The organism is Spongiibacter thalassae (assembly GCF_012272835.1).
In the GTDB taxonomy this organism is placed as follows: domain Bacteria; phylum Pseudomonadota; class Gammaproteobacteria; order Pseudomonadales; family Spongiibacteraceae; genus Spongiibacter; species Spongiibacter thalassae.
The window spans coordinates 412,182-430,600 of sequence record NZ_JAAWWK010000003.1 but is presented as its reverse complement, the minus strand read 5'-3'; the positions used below and the strand labels follow the sequence as shown (position 1 = coordinate 430,600).

Sequence of the window (18,419 nt, the reverse complement as noted above, 5' to 3'; positions counted from 1 at the left end):
TCATTTGGTCCGGGTCAGACAAAGCGCACAGATGCGCTGCCAAGCCCGCCAATGTCCACACGCATGGTGTCACCGGCTTTCACCGGCTCCAGCGGTACCAGGGAGCCTGACAGGATAACTTCACCTGCCTTCAGGGAAATGCCGAACTCACCCAGGGTGTTGGCCAGCCACGCCACGCAGTTCACCGGAGAGCTCAGTGCAGCTGCGCCGGCACCGGTGCTGATGATGGAACCGTTCTTTTCCACCACCATGCCGCAAGTCACCAGGTCAACATCCCGAGGGGAGACCGCGTTGTCACCCAGCACAAACAAACCGCAGGAAGCGTTATCAGCGATGGTGTCCTGAATGGCGATCTTCCAGTCCTGAATGCGTGAATCGACGATCTCGAAACACGGCATTACGCATTCGGTGGCCGCCAGCACGTCGGCATTGGTCACGCCGGGGCCGGCCAGGTCTTTCTTCAGAATGAAGGCAATCTCTCCCTCAGCCTTTGGCGCAATCAGCCGGTCGCTGATGGGCACGGCTTCTCCACTGTTAAACACCATGTCGTCGGTCAGGTAACCGAAATCGGGCTGGTGTACATTCAGCATATTCATCACCGCCTTGCTGGTGACGCCGATCTTTTTGCCAATTACCCGGGCACCGGCTTGCTGCCGGCGCTCAAGCATGCGCAGGGAGATGTGGTAGGCATCCTCAATGCTGATGTCTTCGCCACGGCTAGTCAGCGGGGAGACTGCTTCCCGCTTGACCATGGCTTCGTAAAGTTCGTCTCCGAACTGCTGGATTTTTTGCTTATCCATTATTTGTCTCCGGCAGCGGCTTGATCCGCTTCGTTCAGGAAATCCTCAACCAGACGGGCAAACCGGGAGGCGTGTTCAATCTGTGTCCAGTGACCGCAGCGGCCGAACACATGCAACTGGGCACGATCAATCAGCTCAGCCAACTTATATGAGGCTTCCAGGGGAATCACCTCGTCTTCGCGACCGTGGATAATCAGGGTTTCGTGCTGAAGGGCGCGGATGTCATCCTCGTTGCTTGCCAGGCTGTCTACCCAGCGCTGGCGCGGGGCCGGAAACATGGCGGCAAAGGATTCCTGAAAGCCGGGGCGAACGCTTGCCTGGTAACGCATTTCTGCCAGTTCGTCGGTCAACAGCCCCTTGTTGAAGGCAAATACATCCATCAACCGGCGCATGGATTCCAGCGAGGGCTGGTAACCCCAGACTTCATCCAGGCCTTTGGTGATCGGAAATCTGACCCCGGCAGAGCCCATCAGCACCAGACGGCGAACGCGCTCTGGATGCTCGATGGCCAACGACAATGACAGACCACCCCCGAAGGAGTTGCCCACCAGATCGACCTGATCAAGCCCCAGCTCGTCCATAACACCGATGGCGTGTTTTACCCAACGCTCACGGTTATAGATCTTGTCTTCCGGACGCTCGCTGTAACCAAAGCCGAGCATGTCCGGCGCAACCACCCGGCGGTGTTTGGCCAGCTCGGGAATCACCAGGCGCCAGTTGGCCCAGGCGGTTACCCCGGGGCCGGAACCGTGAATCATCATCAAGGGGAAGCCACCTTCGCCGTGATCGTGCACATTGGTCCGGTAGCCGGCCGCGGTGATCTCACGCCCGATTTCAGGGCTATCTACAGGTACGTTCATGGCTACCTCACAGTTTGATACAGATGTTTTTGGTTTCAGTGTAGAACTCCAGACCATGCACGCCGCCCTCACGACCAATCCCTGATTGTTTGGCACCGCCGAAGGATGTGCGCAGATCACGCAGGAACCAGGAGTTCACCCACGCCAGACCAACTTCCATCTGTTCCGCCACGCGGAGAGCCCGGGCAGAATTTTCTGTCCAGATGGCGCAGGCAAGACCGTAGCTGGTGTCATTGGCCAACTCGATGGCTTCTTCTTCGGTGTCGAACGGACGGATGTGACAGCACGGACCAAAAATTTCCTCGCGGATAACACGGGCGTCTTCAGGCAGGCCGGTCCAGATGGTCGGTTCAATCCAGGCGCCATCGTTCAGCTCTGCGCCCATGTCAGGAATGCCACCACCAATCTCGACGGTTGCACCCTCTTCGCGAGCCAAGTCGTAATAGCTTTTAACTTTGTCACGATGCTCCAAGCTGACCAGCGGCCCGAAATTCGCATCGGGATCTTCTGGTCGGCCCAGTTTCAGCTTGGCCACCTCTTCTTTCATACGGGCGAGAAACTGGTCAAATATCGAACGCTCTACATAGACCCGCTCGGTGCCCAAACAAACCTGACCACAGTTGACAAACGCGGAGCGCATCGTGCCCTCCACGGCTTTTTCGAGATCGCAGTCGGCGAACACAAGGCCAGGGTTTTTTCCGCCGCACTCCATGGAAACATTACGAAGGCCCACTGCGGCGGCTTTCATAATGATCTCACCGGTACGGGTTTCACCGGTGAAGGTGATCGCATCCACTAATGGATGAGACGTCAGGAAAGCACCCGCAGAGTCAGGGCCAAAACCGTGCACCACATTAAACACACCTGGTGGCACACCACACTCGTTCATGACCTCACCCAGCAAAGTGGCCGTAGCAGGTGTTTCTTCCGACGGTTTAACAACAACCGTGTTACCACAGGCCAGCGCAGGGCCAACCTTGAAGGTCATCAGCAACAGAGGAAGGTTCCATGGAGACACCACGGCAATAACGCCCTTTGGTGTCCGATGGCCTACGTTCACGGCGCCCTTGCCATCCGGGGTATCCATTCGGAAGCCTTCAGTCGGATGATTCATACTGTCAGCAAATTCTTTAAAGTTGGCTGCGCCACGGGGAATGTCGATATGGCTGGCCATTGAGCGCGGTTTGCCCGTGTCCAGGCACTCTGCGGCCAGGAATTCGTCGAAACGCTCATTAATGCGGTCTGCGATCTTGTTCAACATGGCGGCACGCTGGTTTTGGGTCAGCTTGCTCCAGGGGCCCTTAAGCGCGGCTTTAGCGGCACGAACGGCAGCATCGACTTCCGCCTCACCGGCCTCGTGAACCTGACCGATCAGGCTATTGTCCACTGGCGATCGATTTTCAAATGTTTTGCCGCTGGCCGAAGCCACGTACTCGCCGTTAATAAAATGTTTGAACTCTTTCATGGCTGCCTAGTCCTGTTAAATTTAATCACGTTCGGCCTGTTCCTAATCAGGTCAACACGGTCAGGAAGCGTTCGTTCAGCACGCGATCGTGGTAGAAAATCGCCTTACCGAGGTCTTCCGCCTTCCAGGTAATGGGTTTATGGTCCGGATAGTGATAGTCACCGCCACAGAACACTTCGTTACGGTTGCCAGACGGGTCAAAGAAATAGATGGTCTGGCCGTGGGTCAGGCCGTGACGGGTCGGGCCGATGTCGATAGAGGTATCGGTCATGGAGATCAGATCGGCAGACCGCAGCACCGCTTCCCAGGTATCCAGGAAGAAGGAGGCGTGATGAAACTTGCCTTTGTCTTCGTGGTGGATGAAGGCCACATCGTGTTCCTTCATAGAGACGGTCAGGAACTGCGCTACGCGAGTGCCTTCGGGGTCCAGAACCTGTTCCGCCAAGTAAAAGCCCAACACGTTGACGAAGATGTCATACACGGCGGCCAGTTCAGGGCCGTAGAATAAGGCGTGGTCAAAACGCACGGCTTTCATGCCTTGCAGGCCACGGGGCCAGGCTTCCGGGTTGACGCTGGATACGCCCCACTTACCGGTGTACTTTTTGTCAGCATAAAGCTCAAAGGCATGCCCGGAGGGCACAGTAAAGCGAACGCGGCGACCGCAGTCTTTCAGCTCTTCCGCCGGTATCTGCTCAACCCCAACACCGTAATCCACAAGGTCTTTTTCCAACTGGTTCAGGGCGGCTTCGTCCACCACCTTGAAGCCCATGAAGTCGCAGCCCGGCTCGTCGGCTTCCACCAGAACCACAGAAAATTTGTCCACTTCGGTCCAGGCTTTCAGATAGACACGGCCCTGGTCGTCGCGGTCGGTTTCGATCATGCCCAGCAGGTCCGTGTAGTGTTTGACAGCTTCATCCATATCGAGAACACGGATCTGAACGTGGCCGGGACGCATTACACCTTTTTTCATGACAGTTACCTCAACGGTTTTTTGTTGTTTGCTTCGCAGGTGCCGCCTCAGGCAGAGGCACGCACTCAATGATCAGATCAGTCAGTGGGTAGATCCGGCAGGCCAGAACTTCCCCTTTTTCAACGGCTTCAGGCGGGGCGTGCCGCTTGCTCATCTTGCCGCACTCGAAATGCCCTTCCAGAACCTGAATCTTACAAAATCCGCAACCACCACCCCGGCAGCCCACGGGAACACACTTCAGGTCCCTCTGCTCCATGGCCTTGAGCACACTCTGGCCCTCCTGGCAGGTAAAGTGGTCTCCCGTCGTGCGGTTAACTACCTGAAACACGGCCATGCTACCTCCTGGTCAAATCTTCTTGAACAGAGCCGAGCGCCGCCTGTCTACCGCGCCGTCAGCCGCTGCCGAGAGTTTTTCCATATTAAGTCCAACAGGCTACTGCCCGAAACTACCTTCTTAAGGCGAACGCGCACTACCCAACCACAGACGAAATCCGTGCGTGACTCCTGATTGGAAAAAAAGGGTCACCCCTGATAACCGCCGCCCACCGGTAGTACCATACCTGTAACATACGAGGCCTCGTCTGAAGCCAGAAAAAGTATGGCATTGGCCTGCTCTTCCGGAACGCTGTAGCGCTTCATGAAGCTCAATTCGGTAGCCTCATCAACGATGGCCTGATACCACTCCTTCTCCAATTGGCTCATGGTTTCACTATTACGCGGAATCCGCCGCTCGCCAACATCAGTGCCACCCGGTGCTACTGCATTGACACGGATGCCGTATTTGGCATTTTCAAACGCCATGCACACGGTCAAAGCATTTACGCCCCCCTTGGCCGCAGCATAGGGCACACGGTTAGTGCCTCGAGTTGCGAGGGATGACACATTTACGATCACTCCACTTTGCTGTTTTTGCATCTGCGCCAGAACTGCATGGGAGCACCAAAGGGTCGGAAACAAGGAGCGACGAATCTCGGCTTCGATCTGCACTTCCTCGTAGACTTCATAGGGCTGAACCCAGATCGTACCGCCGACGTTATTGACTAGAATGTCGATACGGCCAAAATGACTTATCGCCGAATCTACTGCCTTGCAGGCACCTGCGTACTGCTCCAGATCGACGATGCTGGTCTGGACGTTTGCCGCACCGGCGGCCAGAGCCTCCTCTGCCACCTCTTTGACGATCTCGGAGCGATCCACCAGCAGCAGGCTAGCTTTTTCGGCGGCCATCTGCAGGGCAACGGCACGACCGATACCCTGGGCAGCTCCAGTCACAATAGCGACGCGGTTTTCAAAACGTTCACCTCTCATTTAGCTTTCCTTACTTGCTGGTCGTAAACTTCTCATAGTAGAGGCTGGCCGGTTGACTACCCCTTTCCTGCACAAAGCTGCTAACAGCTTCGACCATCGGCGGCGGACCACACAGATAGATATCGACATCGCCATCATTCAAATGGCCAGGTTCAATATGATCTGTGACGTAACCCTTCTGCGGCCAACTGCTCTCGTCTGAGGCCACGCAGACACCAAATGTGAAGTTGTCGATGGCCCCGGCGAAAGCTTTAAGCTTGTCCAGCTCGACTAGATCAACGTCGTGCGTAACGCCGAAGATTAGGTGGATCGGATAGGCGCTTCCGTCCTGCTGAATGCTTTCCAACATCGCCAGGAAGGGTGCCAGCCCCGTTCCCCCAGCCAGCATCAGTACCGGGCGCTTCACTTCACGCAGGTAAAAGCTGCCAAAGGGACCGCGCAGAGTTATGCTGTCACCCACGCTGGCCTTTTCCGTCATGTAGGTGCTCATCAAGCCTTCGGGCACCACCCGGATCAGAAAAGACACCGACTCATCGGCCTGATTGACCATGGAGCTGAAGGAGTAGGCACGCCAGTGGTCAGTCCCCGGCACCTGTACATTGACATACTGCCCCGGCAGAAAATGCATGGCCCGCACCTGATCACCGGAAACGGTAAAGGACAGGGTGGAGTCAGACAGACGGTTAATCTCAGTCAGCCTGGCATGCACGTCGGCCTTCTGGCTGCGCACACAGACTTCTGACGAGGCCGGCACGGTAACGACACAATCCGACTCCGGAATCATGCGGCAGGTCAGAACATACCCCTGTTCGGCTTCCCGATCGGACAGCGCATCCTCGATATAGCCATCCATCTCATAGCTGCCCGATTCGCAGTGACACTTACAGGTTCCACAGGCACCGTCACGGCAGTCGAGCGGAACATTGATTCCGGAACGATAAGCGGCATCGGCCACCGTTTCCATCGGTAGCGTGGTAATAAATCGAGTTACATCATCTTCAAAATTGAGCGCTACTTTATACACTGTTTGCTACCTCAGGCCCCTTCAAGGGTGCCGACGACACACCGAGAGGCGCTTGTTATTAAACCGGGTAATTCAGATCTGGAAATATCGGCTGAAAGCCCCGTGGTTGCTGTATGCTGACTGACAGAAATAACCACGAGGCTAATATATCGGAACGAATTCAAAGGTGATAGATATCCACAACGTGGTGGATGTAGTCGTTCTTCAGCACAGCCTTCTTGCGCTTAATCTTCAGCTTGCCGTCTTCACCACGAATCAGCGTAACAAACGCGGTACCGAAATAGGTATCTACGTTGTTATAACGTACGCTGTGGGTCATCCAGCTGTAGCGCACTTCTGCATCATTGGACGATGCAGCGAGCACCTCCAGGTTGCTCAACATGTGCTGAGTACGTGGCTCCGGCAGCGAACTGGCGCTGGAACGCTCTGTCTGGATGCGGAAAACACGATCCTCAATTCCATCCCGCTTATCATAATAGAGCAACGACATCTCTGACTGCGGATCTTCCGTCAGCCCGCCGTCCACATCCCAACATGGTACCCAGAATTCAGAGTTCTTATCGTAGTGCTCAAGCCAATGATTATAATCCTTGTCATCCAGCGCACGCTGCTCAGAATGCAGAAAATCACGGATCTCGTCGTAACTGATTGTCATGGTTGCTCTCCCTTTTCCTTGCGCGCCGCTTCGGCAATCATTTGTTGCCAGTAATGGTGCTGAGCAATGAACAGACCCTCATCTTCAGACTTCTTACCACTCATCATAGGGTGCAAATCGATACTCTTCGCCCCTTCGTCCGGCCCATCGATCCAGTGTTCAGCACCACGACTTAGGTCATTCCAAGGTTGCTTCATGGCCTTAAAACCTTCCTGGCATGCACGAAACTCTTCTAGGTCGTCCGGAGTCGCCATGCCGGAAGCGTTAAAAAAGTCTTCATACTGACGGATGCGGTGGGTACGCGCTTCAGCACTTTCCCCCTTGGGCGCGATGCAGTATATGGTGACCTCGGTCTTGTCCACGGAGATTGGACGGAAGTGACGAATCTGGGAGCTCATCTGATCCATGAGGAATACGTTCGGGTACAGGCAAAGGTTACGCAACTTGCCTATCATCCAGTCGGCACGATCAGCGCCAAACTTTTCGATAAGTTCGTTTCGGCGATAGTACAATGGGCGATCCTCCGGATTAGGCCAGTCCATCCACAGCAGAATGTGGCCATGTTCGAAGGCATAGAATCCACCGGTTTGCTTATTAAAGGTGGATAGGTCCATCGCCTTAACATCATCAGTGGACATGCCGGCCTTACGACGAGCCACCGTGGCAACGTAGTTCCAATGAGTAGCAGATGCGTGGTACCCATCAGCACCATTCTCGGCCTGCATTTTCCAGTTGCCGTCATAGACGTAAGTCGATGAGCCACGCAACACCTCCAGACCTTCCGGCGACTGATCTACAATCATGTCGATAATTTTGGCGGCTTCGCCCAAATGTTCAGTCAGCGGTTTGACATAATCATTCAGCGAGCCAAAAAGGAAGCCTTTGTAGCTTTCCAGACGCACCTTTTTTAGGTCATGAGAGCCTTCGCAGTTAAAGGAATCCGGATAGCCGGCATTGTCGGGATCCTTGACCTTGACCAACTTTCCGGAGTTATTGAAGCTCCAGCCGTGGAAAGGGCAGGTTAAAACCGCCTTGTTATCCTTTTTTTTGCGACAAAGAACAGCGCCACGGTGGGTGCAGGCATTGATAAAGCAGTTCAGCTCACCATCTTTATTGCGGGTAATGACGATGGGCTGACGTCCGATATAACCAGTAAAATAGTCGTTTGGGTTTGCAACCTGGCTTTCATGCGCCAAATATACCCAGTTGCCTTCGAAGATGTACTTCATCTCCAGCTCGAACAACTCGGGATCAGTGAACATGTCGCGACGACCACGATACAGGCCTTTTTCTTCATCGGTTTCGATTAGACCGCCTACTTTTGCTATCAGATTATTGTGCATGGACCACCCTCCTTTTTATGATTTCATATTGAAGGGCCGTCCCGGGAATCACTATCCAGTGAGTGCACTCTTTATCCTAGGATTGCAAAGGCTGGATTTTGTATTGCATCTTCTGTTCAATTAAATCGTACGGCAGCGTCATTAACGTACTAGTGATCTGTCTGGGTAATCCGTTTATTTATTATCAATAACACTCAGTTTTGCTCGCGCCACGGAAGTCATAATCGATTCTGCACTCTTGTGCCAGCGAAACGGCTTTGCCAACTTCTCACTATGAGTCTTGATAAAGCGACGAATCGCCGTTTTGAGTTCGCCCACACTTGTGAAAATGCACGGTATAAAGCACGACGTTCCAGCTGACCAAACCAGCCCCCCACCTCATTCAGCCATGCCCCCTCTGGCAGGATAGTTGGCACTACTTAATTTTTAACCAGTTTGGCGGTTCAGGTGTTGATAGTGCCTCGTTATTCCGATGAGCGTAAAGCAGCAGTGCTGGCGAAGTTGTCGCCGCCCGGACCAGGGCACTCAGGCCCCGAAACGATTTGCGCATGTTGGTGGGCTCGGCACACAGCCAGATGCGCGCCTGGCTATCGAGCCCGATCATCCGTGCTGGCTCAGCCGCAGTTTGGCGCCGTTGCCGAGGCTAAGCACAATGTTCCAGCCCGGACCGGATGATGGAGACCTGCCCACCAACTATGAGACATCCAGAAAACCGGCTTCAGCGGAACCTGACGACTCATCAGTCGACGGATCGGACAGGCGCTTGCGCCAGTTGCAGAAACTGGCGTAGCCGATATGGTCTTGCTTGCAGAACTGCATGGCTGACAAACGGTCGCGGTAGGAATGCTGATCACTCAGCACCCCCCGCACAGATCCCAGCGTGCGCTGCTAACGCACTGGGCTCCTCCCTCGGGTTCTGGCGTCAAAACGATGCAACGGTTGTGGATGCAAGATACGGACTTTCGGAAAGAAGAAGTTACGGATCGCAGCGAAGCGTGACCAGGGCATTCGGTGGCGTTGGCTTCGACGCCGGAGCATCTTGAGCCATAGCCGAGATACCCGGAACACGAACCCCGACACCCTCTCCCCGTTTCCAGGGACGGCGAAGTAGTTCATGTGCCCCTGGATTACGCGGCGGAGCCAGCGCCCGGTTTCGCCAATGGGCCGATTTATTCGCCGTCGCAGGGCGTCTTTTACCGCCCGCAACTGCGCCCGCAGTCGCTTGCGCGACGTTACGCGGGCAATCTTGAACCAGCCATTTTGGCGAGATCGGGTGCAATAGTGAGTAAAGCCCAGAAACTCGAAAGTTTCCGGCTTCCCCAACCCCCTTTGCCGACGCTTCGCCGACGCAAAACGGCCAAACTGGATCAGCCGGGTTTTATCGGGATGTAAGTCCAGACCGAATTTAGCTAGCCTGCCAGCAAGGGCTTGCCTGAAGGTGTACGCATCACGCTCGTACTGGAATCCCAGCACTGTGTCGTCAGCGTAGCGTATGACCACCACATCGCCATACGCTCTCCTCTTTCGCCAGGTATCGACCCATAGGTCGAAGACATAGTGCAGGTAGATGTTGGCGAGTACCGGTGATATGACAGCTCCCTGCGGAGTGCCCTTCACACTTCTGATTACCTGCCCATCTTCCTGCACTCCGGCAGTGAGCCACTTCCGAATCAAGCGCAATAAGCGCTTGTCCGCGATACGGTGCTCCAGGAATCGCATCATCCATTCGTGCGACATGCTGTCGAAGAATTTACGGATGTCTGCGTCCAGGACCCAGTTGATCTTCTTCCTATAAAGTCCCGCCTGTACCGCATCCAGTGCGTCGTGTTGTCCTCGACCCGGCCGAAAACCATAGGAGAACCCCATAAAGTCCGGCTCGTAGATCGCATTCAGGACGAACACCACTGCCTGTTGAACAATTTTGTCTTCCAGGCACTGGATGCCAAGGGGCCTTGTCGAACCATCCGCCTTCGGAATGTAAACCCGCCTTGCGGGTCTGGCTCGGTAGCTCCCCTTGTGGATACGGCGGTTGAGATTCTCTAACCTCGCATCTAGCTCGCTCCCATACGCTTCCCATGTCACTCCGTCTATACCAGCGGCCGATCTGCGCTTGAGCGCAAAGTAGCTTTGGTGTAACAGCGGAATATCAACATGATGTAGCAACGCAGAGAAGCGAGTTTCTTTGTTCCGTTGCGCCGCCTGGCGCACGGTCAGCAAACCGGGCGACGCAGCGACCTGGCTCTGAGTCCAGACTGCGGCGGCTCGCTGACCGTTTCCCTTGGGTCCGGTCCTTTCCTCCAATCTCTCCGCAGGTACCTTCGCACCGTTGTTCGAGATCTTCTCAGGTACTACGACCGGATCCGACTTCTCACCCACGTTCATACTCATCCTGCGGTGTTACCCTTCGGTAAGTCGCCTCGGCTATGCCGGGGTGGGTGAGACCTCCCAGGTTCCGCACAAAAGACGTCGCCACGTGCACCGGGTCTACGACTGCGTGGAGTGCCACCACAGCTTGCCATCGCGCTGAGATGATTGTTGCCTTCTGTTTCGCTTAACAACATCCGCTCTCCAGAATTGGGTTTCGCAGCTCAATACCGAGCCCATGGTTTCCCCTGTCAACACTTCACACGCGACCTCGCGATCGGGTGCGCATGACTCGGGGCCGGGGCAGCTGGCTAGGCCTTACCCCGTGCGGGACTTTCACCCACTATCTTTTGCCAGCTTTTCCTGGCGTACTAAGCGGCCGCCCATCACACCTTGTCAGGTATAGCCGGCTTCCAGTTGTGGGGCAATAGCTCGTCGATGGCGTTGTTCTTCTGCGTCGGAAGGCGGGTCAGCACATCTTTCAGGTAAGCATAGGGATCATGGCCGTTCAGCTTGGCTGACTGGATCAGTGTCATGACCGCAGCTGCCCGTTGACCACTGCGCAGTGATCCCGCAAACAGCCAGTTGGACCGAACTGGGCGCGGAACACCTGGGCATCATCCAGAGCCTGATCAGCACCTGCAAGCTGCACGATATTAACCCCTACACTTACCTGGTGGACGTGCTGCAACGCATCAGCCAGCATCCGGCCAGTGAAGTGGTGGATCTGACACCGCGACTCTGGAAAACTCGGTTTGCCGAAAATCCGCTACGGGCGCTGATCGATCCGCGCCATCCTGGCCGACAGAGCAAACAGCCGGAGGCCGTTCATGCGCATTGAAGACATGAGCATCGACCAGTTGCTGGAACTGAACCAATACATCTGCCGGCGCATCGACGAACTGTGGGATCAGGAAAATCTGCAGGCGCTGAGCCAGTTGCGGGTGGGCCTGAAAGTGACCTTCGAGGGCCGGGACGGACCCGTGCTGGGCATCGTCACCAAGATCAACCGCAAGAGTGTGATCGTGTTAGCCGAGGACGGCACCAAACAGTACAAGGTCTCGCCGGAGTTATGAGGCCACTGCGTGACGTGAAGTAGGTCAACTACGTCGTGGAATGAACGCTTACACTGAATCTGCGCATCAAGCCCAAGAAGCGTCTGGTTCGTGAAAAGCCGGAACCATTGGCTGTGCCGGAAATGATCAACGACAGTTGGTCGATGGACTTCATGCACGACCAGCTCAACGACGGACGCAGTTACCGGCTGCTGAATGTGATCGATGACTTTAACCGCGAGGGGCTTGGCATCGAAGTGGACTTCTCGCTTCCGGCAGAGCGGGTTATCCGATCACTGGAGCAGATCATTGAGTGGCGGGGTAAACCGCGTTCTATCCGCTGTGACAACGGACCTGAGTACATAAGCGGCAAGCTGTCAGCCTGGGCTGAAAAACGGGAGATCAAGCCAAGCCGTTTACCTTAAGTGGTGCTCGCTTCCGGGGCGGCCAAAATAAAAAGAGCCAGTGACCGATAATCACTGGCTCTTTTTTTGTCAAAATTTCTGAACATATCTTGAGAATAAATCCCTGTCTAACGCCGGTTATTGAGATAAACGATTTTTTTCACTTCGACTGGACCTCTCGCGAGCCCAAGCCTCATCGCTGGAGTTTGACCTGTCTTCTTTTCGCTACAGTAGTTGTAGTAGACCCGGAAAATCTCACCAATCATGGTATACATGGTGGGATCGTAGGCTGAGTAGCCATACCAGGTTCTGCCTTTGCTGGTTCCCGAAGTGAAAGGTCTCTCAAAATATGTCGAGAATCGACGAATCTTCATGAAAAAGCGATCAACCGGTGCCAGCGTCGCAATCCTATATAAATTTGCCTGGTGCTCACGATCAAGCCTTTCAACATCAGTGATTGCTGCCACCATTTTTTCTGGCTCTGCCATCGAGGCACCTGGATGCTCAATCCATTTCTCAGGAGACTTTGGAATCCGAATCGGTTTTTGAAGACGCTCCAGTATGATGTTGTTCGAAACATCAACGATATCCTGATAGGTCAGGCTACGAAGTGGCACCCCGGACATAACCGAAACCATTTTCCGGAATCTGGCGACGATCTTTTCTTTTTCATCAACAGTTTTGTTCTTCGCGGCTCGGATCAGAAAACCGTCCGAATTACCTTCGGCAACCATCTCACGAAAAGCAGATAGATAGGCTGCCTTCATGCCACTATCAAGATCCATAAAAAACCGGGTCTTTTCGGTACTCTGGAAAAGCCGCTTTAACAGAAAGAAATGTGCCATCATCGTGTACTCATTGTGAATCAGCACACCTTTGGGCGGAAGAATATTGGTGCGGTCAAAGTGTTCCGATGAGTCACTTAGATTCAATTTCTGGTCGGCAAGAGTCCTTATTTGGACCTCATCCTTCAAGCTTCCTCCAACTGGGAGGTCCTGTTTCGAAGGGAGCCCTTTCAAATACTCATTGAACTCTTGCGTATTCCGGTGAATTTGAACAGCGATTCCGGAGTAACGTGAACACCGGATTTCTCAACGCTTGATCGGTTGGTGTTTTTAACTCAGGTGTTCATCTTCGGTCAACTGGCCAAGAATTTTCCGCATGGATTCACCCTTCAGGTTTAGCCGGTGGGCGTTGTGCATGAGCCGGTCGAGAATAGCGTCAGCCAGGGTGTTATCGCCGATGCTGGTGTACCACTGGTCGGTGGGCAGCTGGCTAATCATCAGGGTGGCGCGATGGCCGTGGCGGTCGTCCATGATCTCCATCAGATCGTTGCGGTGGGCCGCCGTGAGTGCGTCTAGTCCCCAGTCATCAATCACCAGCAAATCCACCTTGGCCAGTTGCGCGAGCTGCTTGTGATAGCTGCCGTCGGCCTTGGCCTGTGTGAGCGCCAGCAGCAAACGCGACAGCCGGTAGTAACGCACGCTGTAATCGCGCAGGCAGGCACTGTGCCCCAGTGCACAGGCCAGATAGGTTTTGCCGCTGCCGCAGGGGCCGGTGATCAGCAGGTTCTGCGCCCGCGCTATCCAGTCGCCCTGAGCCAATGACGCGACCGTGCTGGGTGTGAGGCCCCGGGGGTGCTGGTAGTCGATGTCCTGCACGCTGGCGCGCAGTTTAAAGCGGGCCTGACGGATCAGTCGTTCCTGCTTACGCGACTGGCGGCTGAGGTTCTCGTCATCCAGCAGTAGATTGAGCCGTTCAAGGAAGGCCAGGCCCTCGTAGGTGCCCGGCTGCTCCAACTGGGTTTGCAGGGCGCTGGCCATGCCGCCGAGTTTAAGCTGGCGCAAGTGGGTCAGGGTTTGAGTGCTCATGGTGGTGCTCCTTGGTGTGTGGGTTGAGTGTGTTTGTGGGACTCAGTGGAAGTGCTTGGGGCCACGGATATTGTCGTGATCCTGCGGTAGCGCCAGCGTCAGATCGGCCTGTTTGGGCAGACTGTCGCGATGACTGCGCAAGACGGATTTAATCTGCTTGAGGCGAACCAGGCCCTCGGCATTGGCGATCTGGCAGGCGGCATTCAATCGCGCTGCCGGATACTCACGGCTGAGGCTGAGCAGGCCCAGACACACCCGGTAGGCCTGCTCGGGATGGGCTCTGGACGCCAGTTGTCGATCGACCCAGATCAGCACCTCTGGGCCAACATCCTTCGCCCAGTTTTTAAGCCGCCCCGGTGTCCACTGCTGATGCTGGCGATGGCGGGTGGGCATATGGGCGGCATCGGTGGTGGTGCCGGGATGGGGTTTACGCGGGTGACTGGCAATCTGGCGCTGGCGGAAGTACAGCGTGACCAGGGATTCGCCAGCCTGCAGCTCCAGGGTCTCGCCCACATACTGGTGCGGCACCGAGTAATGGTGCTGCTGATACTGGACGTGGTAGTCGATATTGACCTTCACCGGCTTGATGTCCACGAAGCGGTAAGGCTGTGTAGGTAGCGGTTGCAGTGCCGGCTGATCCAGTGCGGCAAAGGCCTCGCGGCGGTTGCCGGGCAGTTGCTTGAAGGGTTTGCGGTTCAGTTCCTCCAGCAAGGCGCGGATACACTGATTCAGCTCCGCCAACGAGAAGAAAGTCTGGCGGCGTAATCTTGCCAGAATCCAGCGCTCCACGATCTGAACGCCGACTTCGGCCTTGGCTTTGTCCTTGGGCTTGTAGGGCCGTGCGGGTACGACCGCCACCCCATAGTGTTCAGCCCATTGCTGGTAGCTGGGGTTGAGGTCGGGATCATAGCGGCAAGCCTTGCTGACCCCGCTGCGCAGGTTGTCCGGAATCACCATCGTTGGGGCGCCGCCAAAGAACTCCAGCATCCGCACATGGCTGCCCAGCCAGTCCGGCAGGGACTGGCTCAGGGTGGCCTCGGCAAAGGTGTAGTTGGACGCACCCAGCACCCCGACAAAGACCTGCGCCTCGCGGATCTCCCCGGTGCTGGCGCTGACGATGGGCACCGTCTGGCCGCAGTAATCGACAAAGCCCTTCTCACCGGCCTTGTGAGTCTGGCGCATGGAACGCTTCTGGGTCTGACACCACTGGCGGTACAGATCGCAGAACTGAGAATAGCTGTAGCAACGGTTGGGGTGCTGCTGGGTGTACTCCTCCCACAGCAGCAGCTTGGTCACGCCCTTGCGCTTGAGCTCCTGATGGACTGTCGACCAGTCCGGCAATGGAAAGCGGCTGGAGACGGTAGTGTCGGCCCCGGGGTAGAACAGCTGAGCAAGCCGTTGCTCATCCAGCGCCTCAGACAGGGGCCAATCCAGGCCCAGTTCCTCGGCCCGGGCGACCAGCTTCTGGATGGCGCCCAGGCTAATCTTGGTACTGGCCCTGATCTGACGCAGGGACAACTTGGCGGCAAAGCGCAGCCGCAAGACTTCTCGAATATTACGCATGGTGATCCTCTTGGCTGACATACCCGCTCCAAAAAATCGGAGAGGGTAGCAAATCAAAGAAAAATCAATGCGTTGGGAAGGATTCCGGGGCAACGTGAACACCCCTTCCGGGATGATGAACACCGATTCCGGAAAAGCCGGTAAAAGTGTTCACGTTGCACCGGAATCGGTGTTCACGTTCGATCGGAATGGGTGTTCACGTTCAATCAGAATCGGTGTTCAGATTGGGCCGGAATATGCAACTCTTGCCGTAGCCATACACGGGCGTACTTTCGGTGGTGTCGAGGGGTTTCATATTCGCCAATCGCCTCAGCGTCCTTCTCAATTTCTTCTGCATCGACACTGCCGTCGAAATTAAAGTTAAAGGCAAATACGTAACCGGTATCCTTGCACGCTGTAGCAATCCCGTAGATATCGCAATTTCGTTTGTCCTCTCGCTTGGTCCAGTTGCTCACCACAACTTGACGATCCGTGCAAAAATACATTCTCCTGAACGCTCTGTTCTCAAGATCCCTTTCTCTACCGGCTGAAAATTCCTGACACTGCCGATAGAGGAACCGAATCTTGTCGTAAACAGTTTTCGTGGATATGTCACAGAGGAACGCGATTCTGCGAATAGGAACCTTGCTAACGAGAAGCTTAAGTATCTGGATGTCAATGTGAGGCTTGGAATGCTTCCGGGTTTTTGGGCGCGATGTAAAACCTTTGCCGCAAACCCCACATTTCAGGCGCTGATTGCCGGATGCCGTTCGGCCATTTCTTTTGACTGATCCGGCGACGTTACCTATATTGCTATCACAGTCGGCATTTGGACAAGAAGGCATCTTTGGATCTAAATGACGTGAAATTCGGTTTAACTCTTCAACCACAGCCTGATTGCTTTTCAGTGAGGTAGAAATTGCGCCAACCTCAAGTCCATCGCGCTTTTTCTCACGGCACTTTAAACAGAAAATCGATGAGGTTCCTTTACCGGTTCCGGACACTTGAAAGAGACCACTCCCTTTCTCGTAAGCGCCGAGGCTAACTTCAACTGCTCCATCAGAATTTTTGACAGGAGTCAGTGCCAAAAAGCTTTCACATGTCGGATTGCGGCACCCATTGACCTGAATGCCAGCCACTGGAAGAGGGATGCGGGGATGTTGCTGCTGGCCAGATATCGAACCCATAAAAAAAGCGCCATACTGTCTGGATATCCAGTAGTATAGCGCTTTCGTCGGCCTTGTCACCCAAGCCAGCACCACTTAAGGTAAACGGCTTGAGATCAAGCTGGCGTTTATCCAGCCGGGCAAGCCGCAGCAGAACGCCTATATCGAACGCTACAACCGAACGGTCCGTTACGATTGGCTGGCACAATATCTGTTCGACAGCACCGAAGAAGTCCAGGATTATGCCACTCGCTGGCTCTGGCACTACAATCACGAACGACCCAATATGGGACTCGGAGGAATTACTCCTCAACAGAAGTTGGCCATGCTGGCCTGAGGTCTACTTTTGAACTCCGTTAAAAATGGGGGAATTACCTTTTCGCAATACCCCGAAAACGACAGGTTGCTCACGTCGACGGCCCGGAGGCTCAGTAATGGTGCAAGTCGCCAGGAAGGGACGCGCCCCACCTCAGTAAGCGGCAAAAAATAGCACGACGACGCCGGCCAGCGCCAAGCCGCCGTGACTCAGGATCACCCACCAGGGTTTGGCCTGGCGGAACACCACGCCAAAAAACAACGCCCCACCCAGAAACGCCGCGCCCAGCAGGCCGAGCGCCCAGTATGCGGTCTGCGGAATCGTGGCGTCGGGTCCGGCGGTATACAAGGCATATCCCAGCATTATGAGACCGACAAAGCCCAGCACGCCATGCCCCACGCCGAACCATGAGGGATAACGCACCTTCATTGCCGACAGCAGCGCGAACAGCAGCCCGCCCGCAGCAGCAGCAGCCAGCACCCAGAATGCCCACTGTATAAGTTCCATCGATTCATCCTCAATTTGTAATGTTTTTAGAATGACGGTCAGAACTGACCGCCCCCAAACACCCCGCCCTATCGCACAATACAGCGTAGAAACGAGGGGTGACCGACTCCGTAACTAAATCGCGTTTCACGCCATTTTGGGACACGAAGCGCGGCTAAGGTCCATCAGCGCACAACCATAGCCGTCCTCCTATAAACGAGCAAAAATACCTCAGCCCTTGAATGGTGCTGTGTCGAAATAGTCACGCCAAGCGGTAATCTTTCTGTCTTTGACTTGGAAAATACTCATCAGACGCAGGCCGGCCAAGACTTTGCCACTTGCGTCGCAAAGATCATCGATTCGCTCAGTCATCACTGATTCGCCGCATCGGATCGCTGACACTATCTTCATCTTGAAATCGTTAGAGTCGATCCCATCGACAAAACCGTTCATAACCATTATCGACCCCTCTGGGCTCTTCGCAAGGGTCAGTCCGACGCTTCCGTAGACGCAGAGTCCTCTGTCGAATTCTCTGAGCGCGTTGCAAACGGTTCCGAGGCTTTGAGAACCTGGCTTATCACTCCGATGGTCTGAGTTATGGTGAAATTTTTGCTCTCCGCGTGGAGCGTAGTTTTGGGAATGGTGCCGGGATGATTGCGGTTCTTCAACCGCACACGACAACAGTGTCTTCTAGTTTTGATCTCTCAGCAGGTCGTTCATCTGGTGCTTTAACGGAATCTTGGAAGTGCGCCAACCAATACTTCCAGAAGCTTCGGACGAACCTGCATAA

18 protein-coding genes and 5 pseudogenes are annotated in these 18,419 nt (G+C 54.9%); 4 read left to right on the top strand and 19 right to left on the bottom strand.

The window, feature by feature from the left end; all coding sequences use genetic code 11:
- Positions 1-14: 14 nt before the first annotated feature.
- The 13 genes and pseudogenes from dmpE to HCU74_RS10660 form a co-directional block, all read right to left on the bottom strand.
- Positions 15-800, bottom strand: a complete 786-nt coding sequence (dmpE, locus tag HCU74_RS10715; RefSeq protein WP_168450420.1) for a 2-oxopent-4-enoate hydratase — start codon at positions 798-800, stop codon at positions 15-17.
- Positions 800-1,660 (bottom strand): alpha/beta fold hydrolase, encoded by an 861-nt coding sequence (locus HCU74_RS10710; RefSeq protein WP_168450419.1) that lies wholly within the window; start codon positions 1,658-1,660, stop codon positions 800-802. Before HCU74_RS10710 ends, dmpE begins: the two co-directional genes overlap by 1 nt.
- A gap of 7 nt (positions 1,661-1,667) precedes the next feature.
- Positions 1,668-3,125: a 2-hydroxymuconic semialdehyde dehydrogenase gene (locus HCU74_RS10705; RefSeq protein ID WP_168450418.1), complete on the bottom strand. Its 1,458-nt coding sequence runs from the start codon at positions 3,123-3,125 to the stop codon at positions 1,668-1,670.
- A 46-nt stretch (positions 3,126-3,171) separates the two neighbouring features.
- A complete protein-coding gene (locus HCU74_RS10700) occupies positions 3,172-4,095 on the bottom strand; it encodes a catechol 2,3-dioxygenase (RefSeq protein ID WP_168450417.1) in 924 nt (307 codons plus the stop codon).
- A 10-nt stretch (positions 4,096-4,105) separates the two neighbouring features.
- Positions 4,106-4,429 (bottom strand): 2Fe-2S iron-sulfur cluster binding domain-containing protein, encoded by a 324-nt coding sequence (locus tag HCU74_RS10695; protein ID WP_168450416.1) that lies wholly within the window; start codon positions 4,427-4,429, stop codon positions 4,106-4,108.
- Between the two features lie 188 nt (positions 4,430-4,617).
- Positions 4,618-5,403, bottom strand: coding sequence for a 1,6-dihydroxycyclohexa-2,4-diene-1-carboxylate dehydrogenase (locus HCU74_RS10690; RefSeq protein WP_168450415.1), 786 nt, complete (start codon positions 5,401-5,403; stop codon positions 4,618-4,620).
- Positions 5,404-5,413: 10 nt separating this feature from the next.
- The gene (gene benC / locus HCU74_RS10685) at positions 5,414-6,427 is read right to left on the bottom strand and encodes a benzoate 1,2-dioxygenase electron transfer component BenC (protein ID WP_345426429.1); all 1,014 of its coding nucleotides are present in this window, start codon (positions 6,425-6,427) and stop codon (positions 5,414-5,416) included.
- Positions 6,428-6,587: 160 nt separating this feature from the next.
- Entirely contained in the window at positions 6,588-7,082 is a 495-nt protein-coding gene (locus HCU74_RS10680; protein WP_168450414.1) for an aromatic-ring-hydroxylating dioxygenase subunit beta, read from the bottom strand.
- Positions 7,079-8,425, bottom strand: coding sequence for a benzoate 1,2-dioxygenase large subunit (gene benA, locus HCU74_RS10675; RefSeq protein WP_168450413.1), 1,347 nt, complete (start codon positions 8,423-8,425; stop codon positions 7,079-7,081). The genes HCU74_RS10680 and benA overlap by 4 nt, the downstream gene beginning before the upstream one ends.
- A 174-nt stretch (positions 8,426-8,599) precedes the next feature.
- Positions 8,600-8,817 (bottom strand): annotated as a pseudogene (locus tag HCU74_RS20015) (IS630 family transposase); the annotation flags it as partial.
- A gap of 301 nt (positions 8,818-9,118) precedes the next feature.
- Positions 9,119-9,286: an IS66 family insertion sequence element accessory protein TnpA gene (tnpA, locus tag HCU74_RS19805; protein ID WP_210425232.1), complete on the bottom strand. Its 168-nt coding sequence runs from the start codon at positions 9,284-9,286 to the stop codon at positions 9,119-9,121.
- A gap of 27 nt (positions 9,287-9,313) precedes the next feature.
- Positions 9,314-10,807 carry a group II intron reverse transcriptase/maturase gene (gene ltrA / locus HCU74_RS10665; protein WP_345426432.1) on the bottom strand — a complete coding sequence of 498 codons (1,494 nt, stop codon included), beginning with the start codon at positions 10,805-10,807 and terminating at the stop codon, positions 9,314-9,316.
- Between the two features lie 368 nt (positions 10,808-11,175).
- Positions 11,176-11,382, bottom strand: a pseudogene (locus HCU74_RS10660) (transposase domain-containing protein); the annotation flags it as partial.
- Between HCU74_RS10660 and HCU74_RS10655 the strand changes: the two are divergent.
- From HCU74_RS10655 to HCU74_RS10645, 3 genes and pseudogenes are all read left to right on the top strand, one after another.
- Positions 11,376-11,630: pseudogene (locus HCU74_RS10655) on the top strand (transposase domain-containing protein); the annotation flags it as partial. The pseudogenes HCU74_RS10660 and HCU74_RS10655 sit on opposite strands and share 7 nt — an antisense overlap.
- The gene (locus tag HCU74_RS10650) at positions 11,620-11,865 is read left to right on the top strand and encodes a hypothetical protein (protein ID WP_246864569.1); all 246 of its coding nucleotides are present in this window, start codon (positions 11,620-11,622) and stop codon (positions 11,863-11,865) included. The pseudogene HCU74_RS10655 and the gene HCU74_RS10650, both read left to right, overlap by 11 nt.
- A gap of 47 nt (positions 11,866-11,912) precedes the next feature.
- Positions 11,913-12,251: pseudogene (locus HCU74_RS10645) on the top strand (DDE-type integrase/transposase/recombinase); the annotation flags it as partial.
- A gap of 125 nt (positions 12,252-12,376) precedes the next feature.
- Here HCU74_RS10645 and HCU74_RS10640 read toward each other — a convergent pair.
- The 4 genes from HCU74_RS10640 to HCU74_RS10625 form a co-directional block, all read right to left on the bottom strand.
- Positions 12,377-13,222, bottom strand: a complete 846-nt coding sequence (locus tag HCU74_RS10640; RefSeq protein WP_168450412.1) for a hypothetical protein — start codon at positions 13,220-13,222, stop codon at positions 12,377-12,379.
- Positions 13,223-13,363: 141 nt separating this feature from the next.
- The gene (gene istB, locus HCU74_RS10635; protein ID WP_168450411.1) at positions 13,364-14,119 is read right to left on the bottom strand and encodes an IS21-like element helper ATPase IstB; all 756 of its coding nucleotides are present in this window, start codon (positions 14,117-14,119) and stop codon (positions 13,364-13,366) included.
- Between the two features lie 42 nt (positions 14,120-14,161).
- Positions 14,162-15,703: an IS21 family transposase gene (istA, locus tag HCU74_RS10630; RefSeq protein ID WP_168450410.1), complete on the bottom strand. Its 1,542-nt coding sequence runs from the start codon at positions 15,701-15,703 to the stop codon at positions 14,162-14,164.
- Between the two features lie 185 nt (positions 15,704-15,888).
- A complete protein-coding gene (locus HCU74_RS10625) occupies positions 15,889-16,848 on the bottom strand; it encodes an IS1 family transposase (protein WP_168450409.1) in 960 nt (319 codons plus the stop codon).
- 94 nt (positions 16,849-16,942) lie between these two features.
- On the opposite strand from HCU74_RS10625, the pseudogene HCU74_RS10620 reads away from it, so the two are divergent.
- Positions 16,943-17,164: pseudogene (locus tag HCU74_RS10620) on the top strand (integrase core domain-containing protein); the annotation flags it as partial.
- A 132-nt stretch (positions 17,165-17,296) separates the two neighbouring features.
- On the opposite strand, the gene HCU74_RS10615 reads toward HCU74_RS10620, so the two are convergent.
- Both HCU74_RS10615 and HCU74_RS10610 read right to left on the bottom strand, forming a co-directional pair.
- A complete protein-coding gene (locus tag HCU74_RS10615) occupies positions 17,297-17,650 on the bottom strand; it encodes a hypothetical protein (RefSeq protein WP_168450408.1) in 354 nt (117 codons plus the stop codon).
- A gap of 210 nt (positions 17,651-17,860) precedes the next feature.
- Positions 17,861-18,310 carry a limonene-1,2-epoxide hydrolase family protein gene (locus tag HCU74_RS10610; protein WP_168450407.1) on the bottom strand — a complete coding sequence of 150 codons (450 nt, stop codon included), beginning with the start codon at positions 18,308-18,310 and terminating at the stop codon, positions 17,861-17,863.
- Positions 18,311-18,419 lie beyond the last annotated feature (109 nt).

Coding starts and splice junctions, on each gene's coding strand:
- HCU74_RS10690 (WP_168450415.1), bottom strand. CDS start 5,403: ATGAGAGGTGAACGTTTTGAAAACCGCGTCGCTATTGTGACTGGAGCT.
- HCU74_RS10695 (WP_168450416.1), bottom strand. CDS start 4,429: ATGGCCGTGTTTCAGGTAGTTAACCGCACGACGGGAGACCACTTTACC.
- ltrA (WP_345426432.1), bottom strand. CDS start 10,807: ATGAACGTGGGTGAGAAGTCGGATCCGGTCGTAGTACCTGAGAAGATC.
- istB (WP_168450411.1), bottom strand. CDS start 14,119: ATGAGCACTCAAACCCTGACCCACTTGCGCCAGCTTAAACTCGGCGGC.
- HCU74_RS10680 (WP_168450414.1), bottom strand. CDS start 7,082: ATGACAATCAGTTACGACGAGATCCGTGATTTTCTGCATTCTGAGCAG.
- dmpE (WP_168450420.1), bottom strand. CDS start 800: ATGGATAAGCAAAAAATCCAGCAGTTCGGAGACGAACTTTACGAAGCC.
- HCU74_RS10700 (WP_168450417.1), bottom strand. CDS start 4,095: ATGAAAAAAGGTGTAATGCGTCCCGGCCACGTTCAGATCCGTGTTCTC.
- HCU74_RS10625 (WP_168450409.1), bottom strand. CDS start 16,848: ATGGGTTCGATATCTGGCCAGCAGCAACATCCCCGCATCCCTCTTCCA.
- HCU74_RS10705 (WP_168450418.1), bottom strand. CDS start 3,125: ATGAAAGAGTTCAAACATTTTATTAACGGCGAGTACGTGGCTTCGGCC.
- HCU74_RS10710 (WP_168450419.1), bottom strand. CDS start 1,660: ATGAACGTACCTGTAGATAGCCCTGAAATCGGGCGTGAGATCACCGCG.
- HCU74_RS10650 (WP_246864569.1), top strand. CDS start 11,620: ATGCGCATTGAAGACATGAGCATCGACCAGTTGCTGGAACTGAACCAA.
- benA (WP_168450413.1), bottom strand. CDS start 8,425: ATGCACAATAATCTGATAGCAAAAGTAGGCGGTCTAATCGAAACCGAT.
- HCU74_RS10615 (WP_168450408.1), bottom strand. CDS start 17,650: ATGGAACTTATACAGTGGGCATTCTGGGTGCTGGCTGCTGCTGCTGCG.
- istA (WP_168450410.1), bottom strand. CDS start 15,703: ATGTCAGCCAAGAGGATCACCATGCGTAATATTCGAGAAGTCTTGCGG.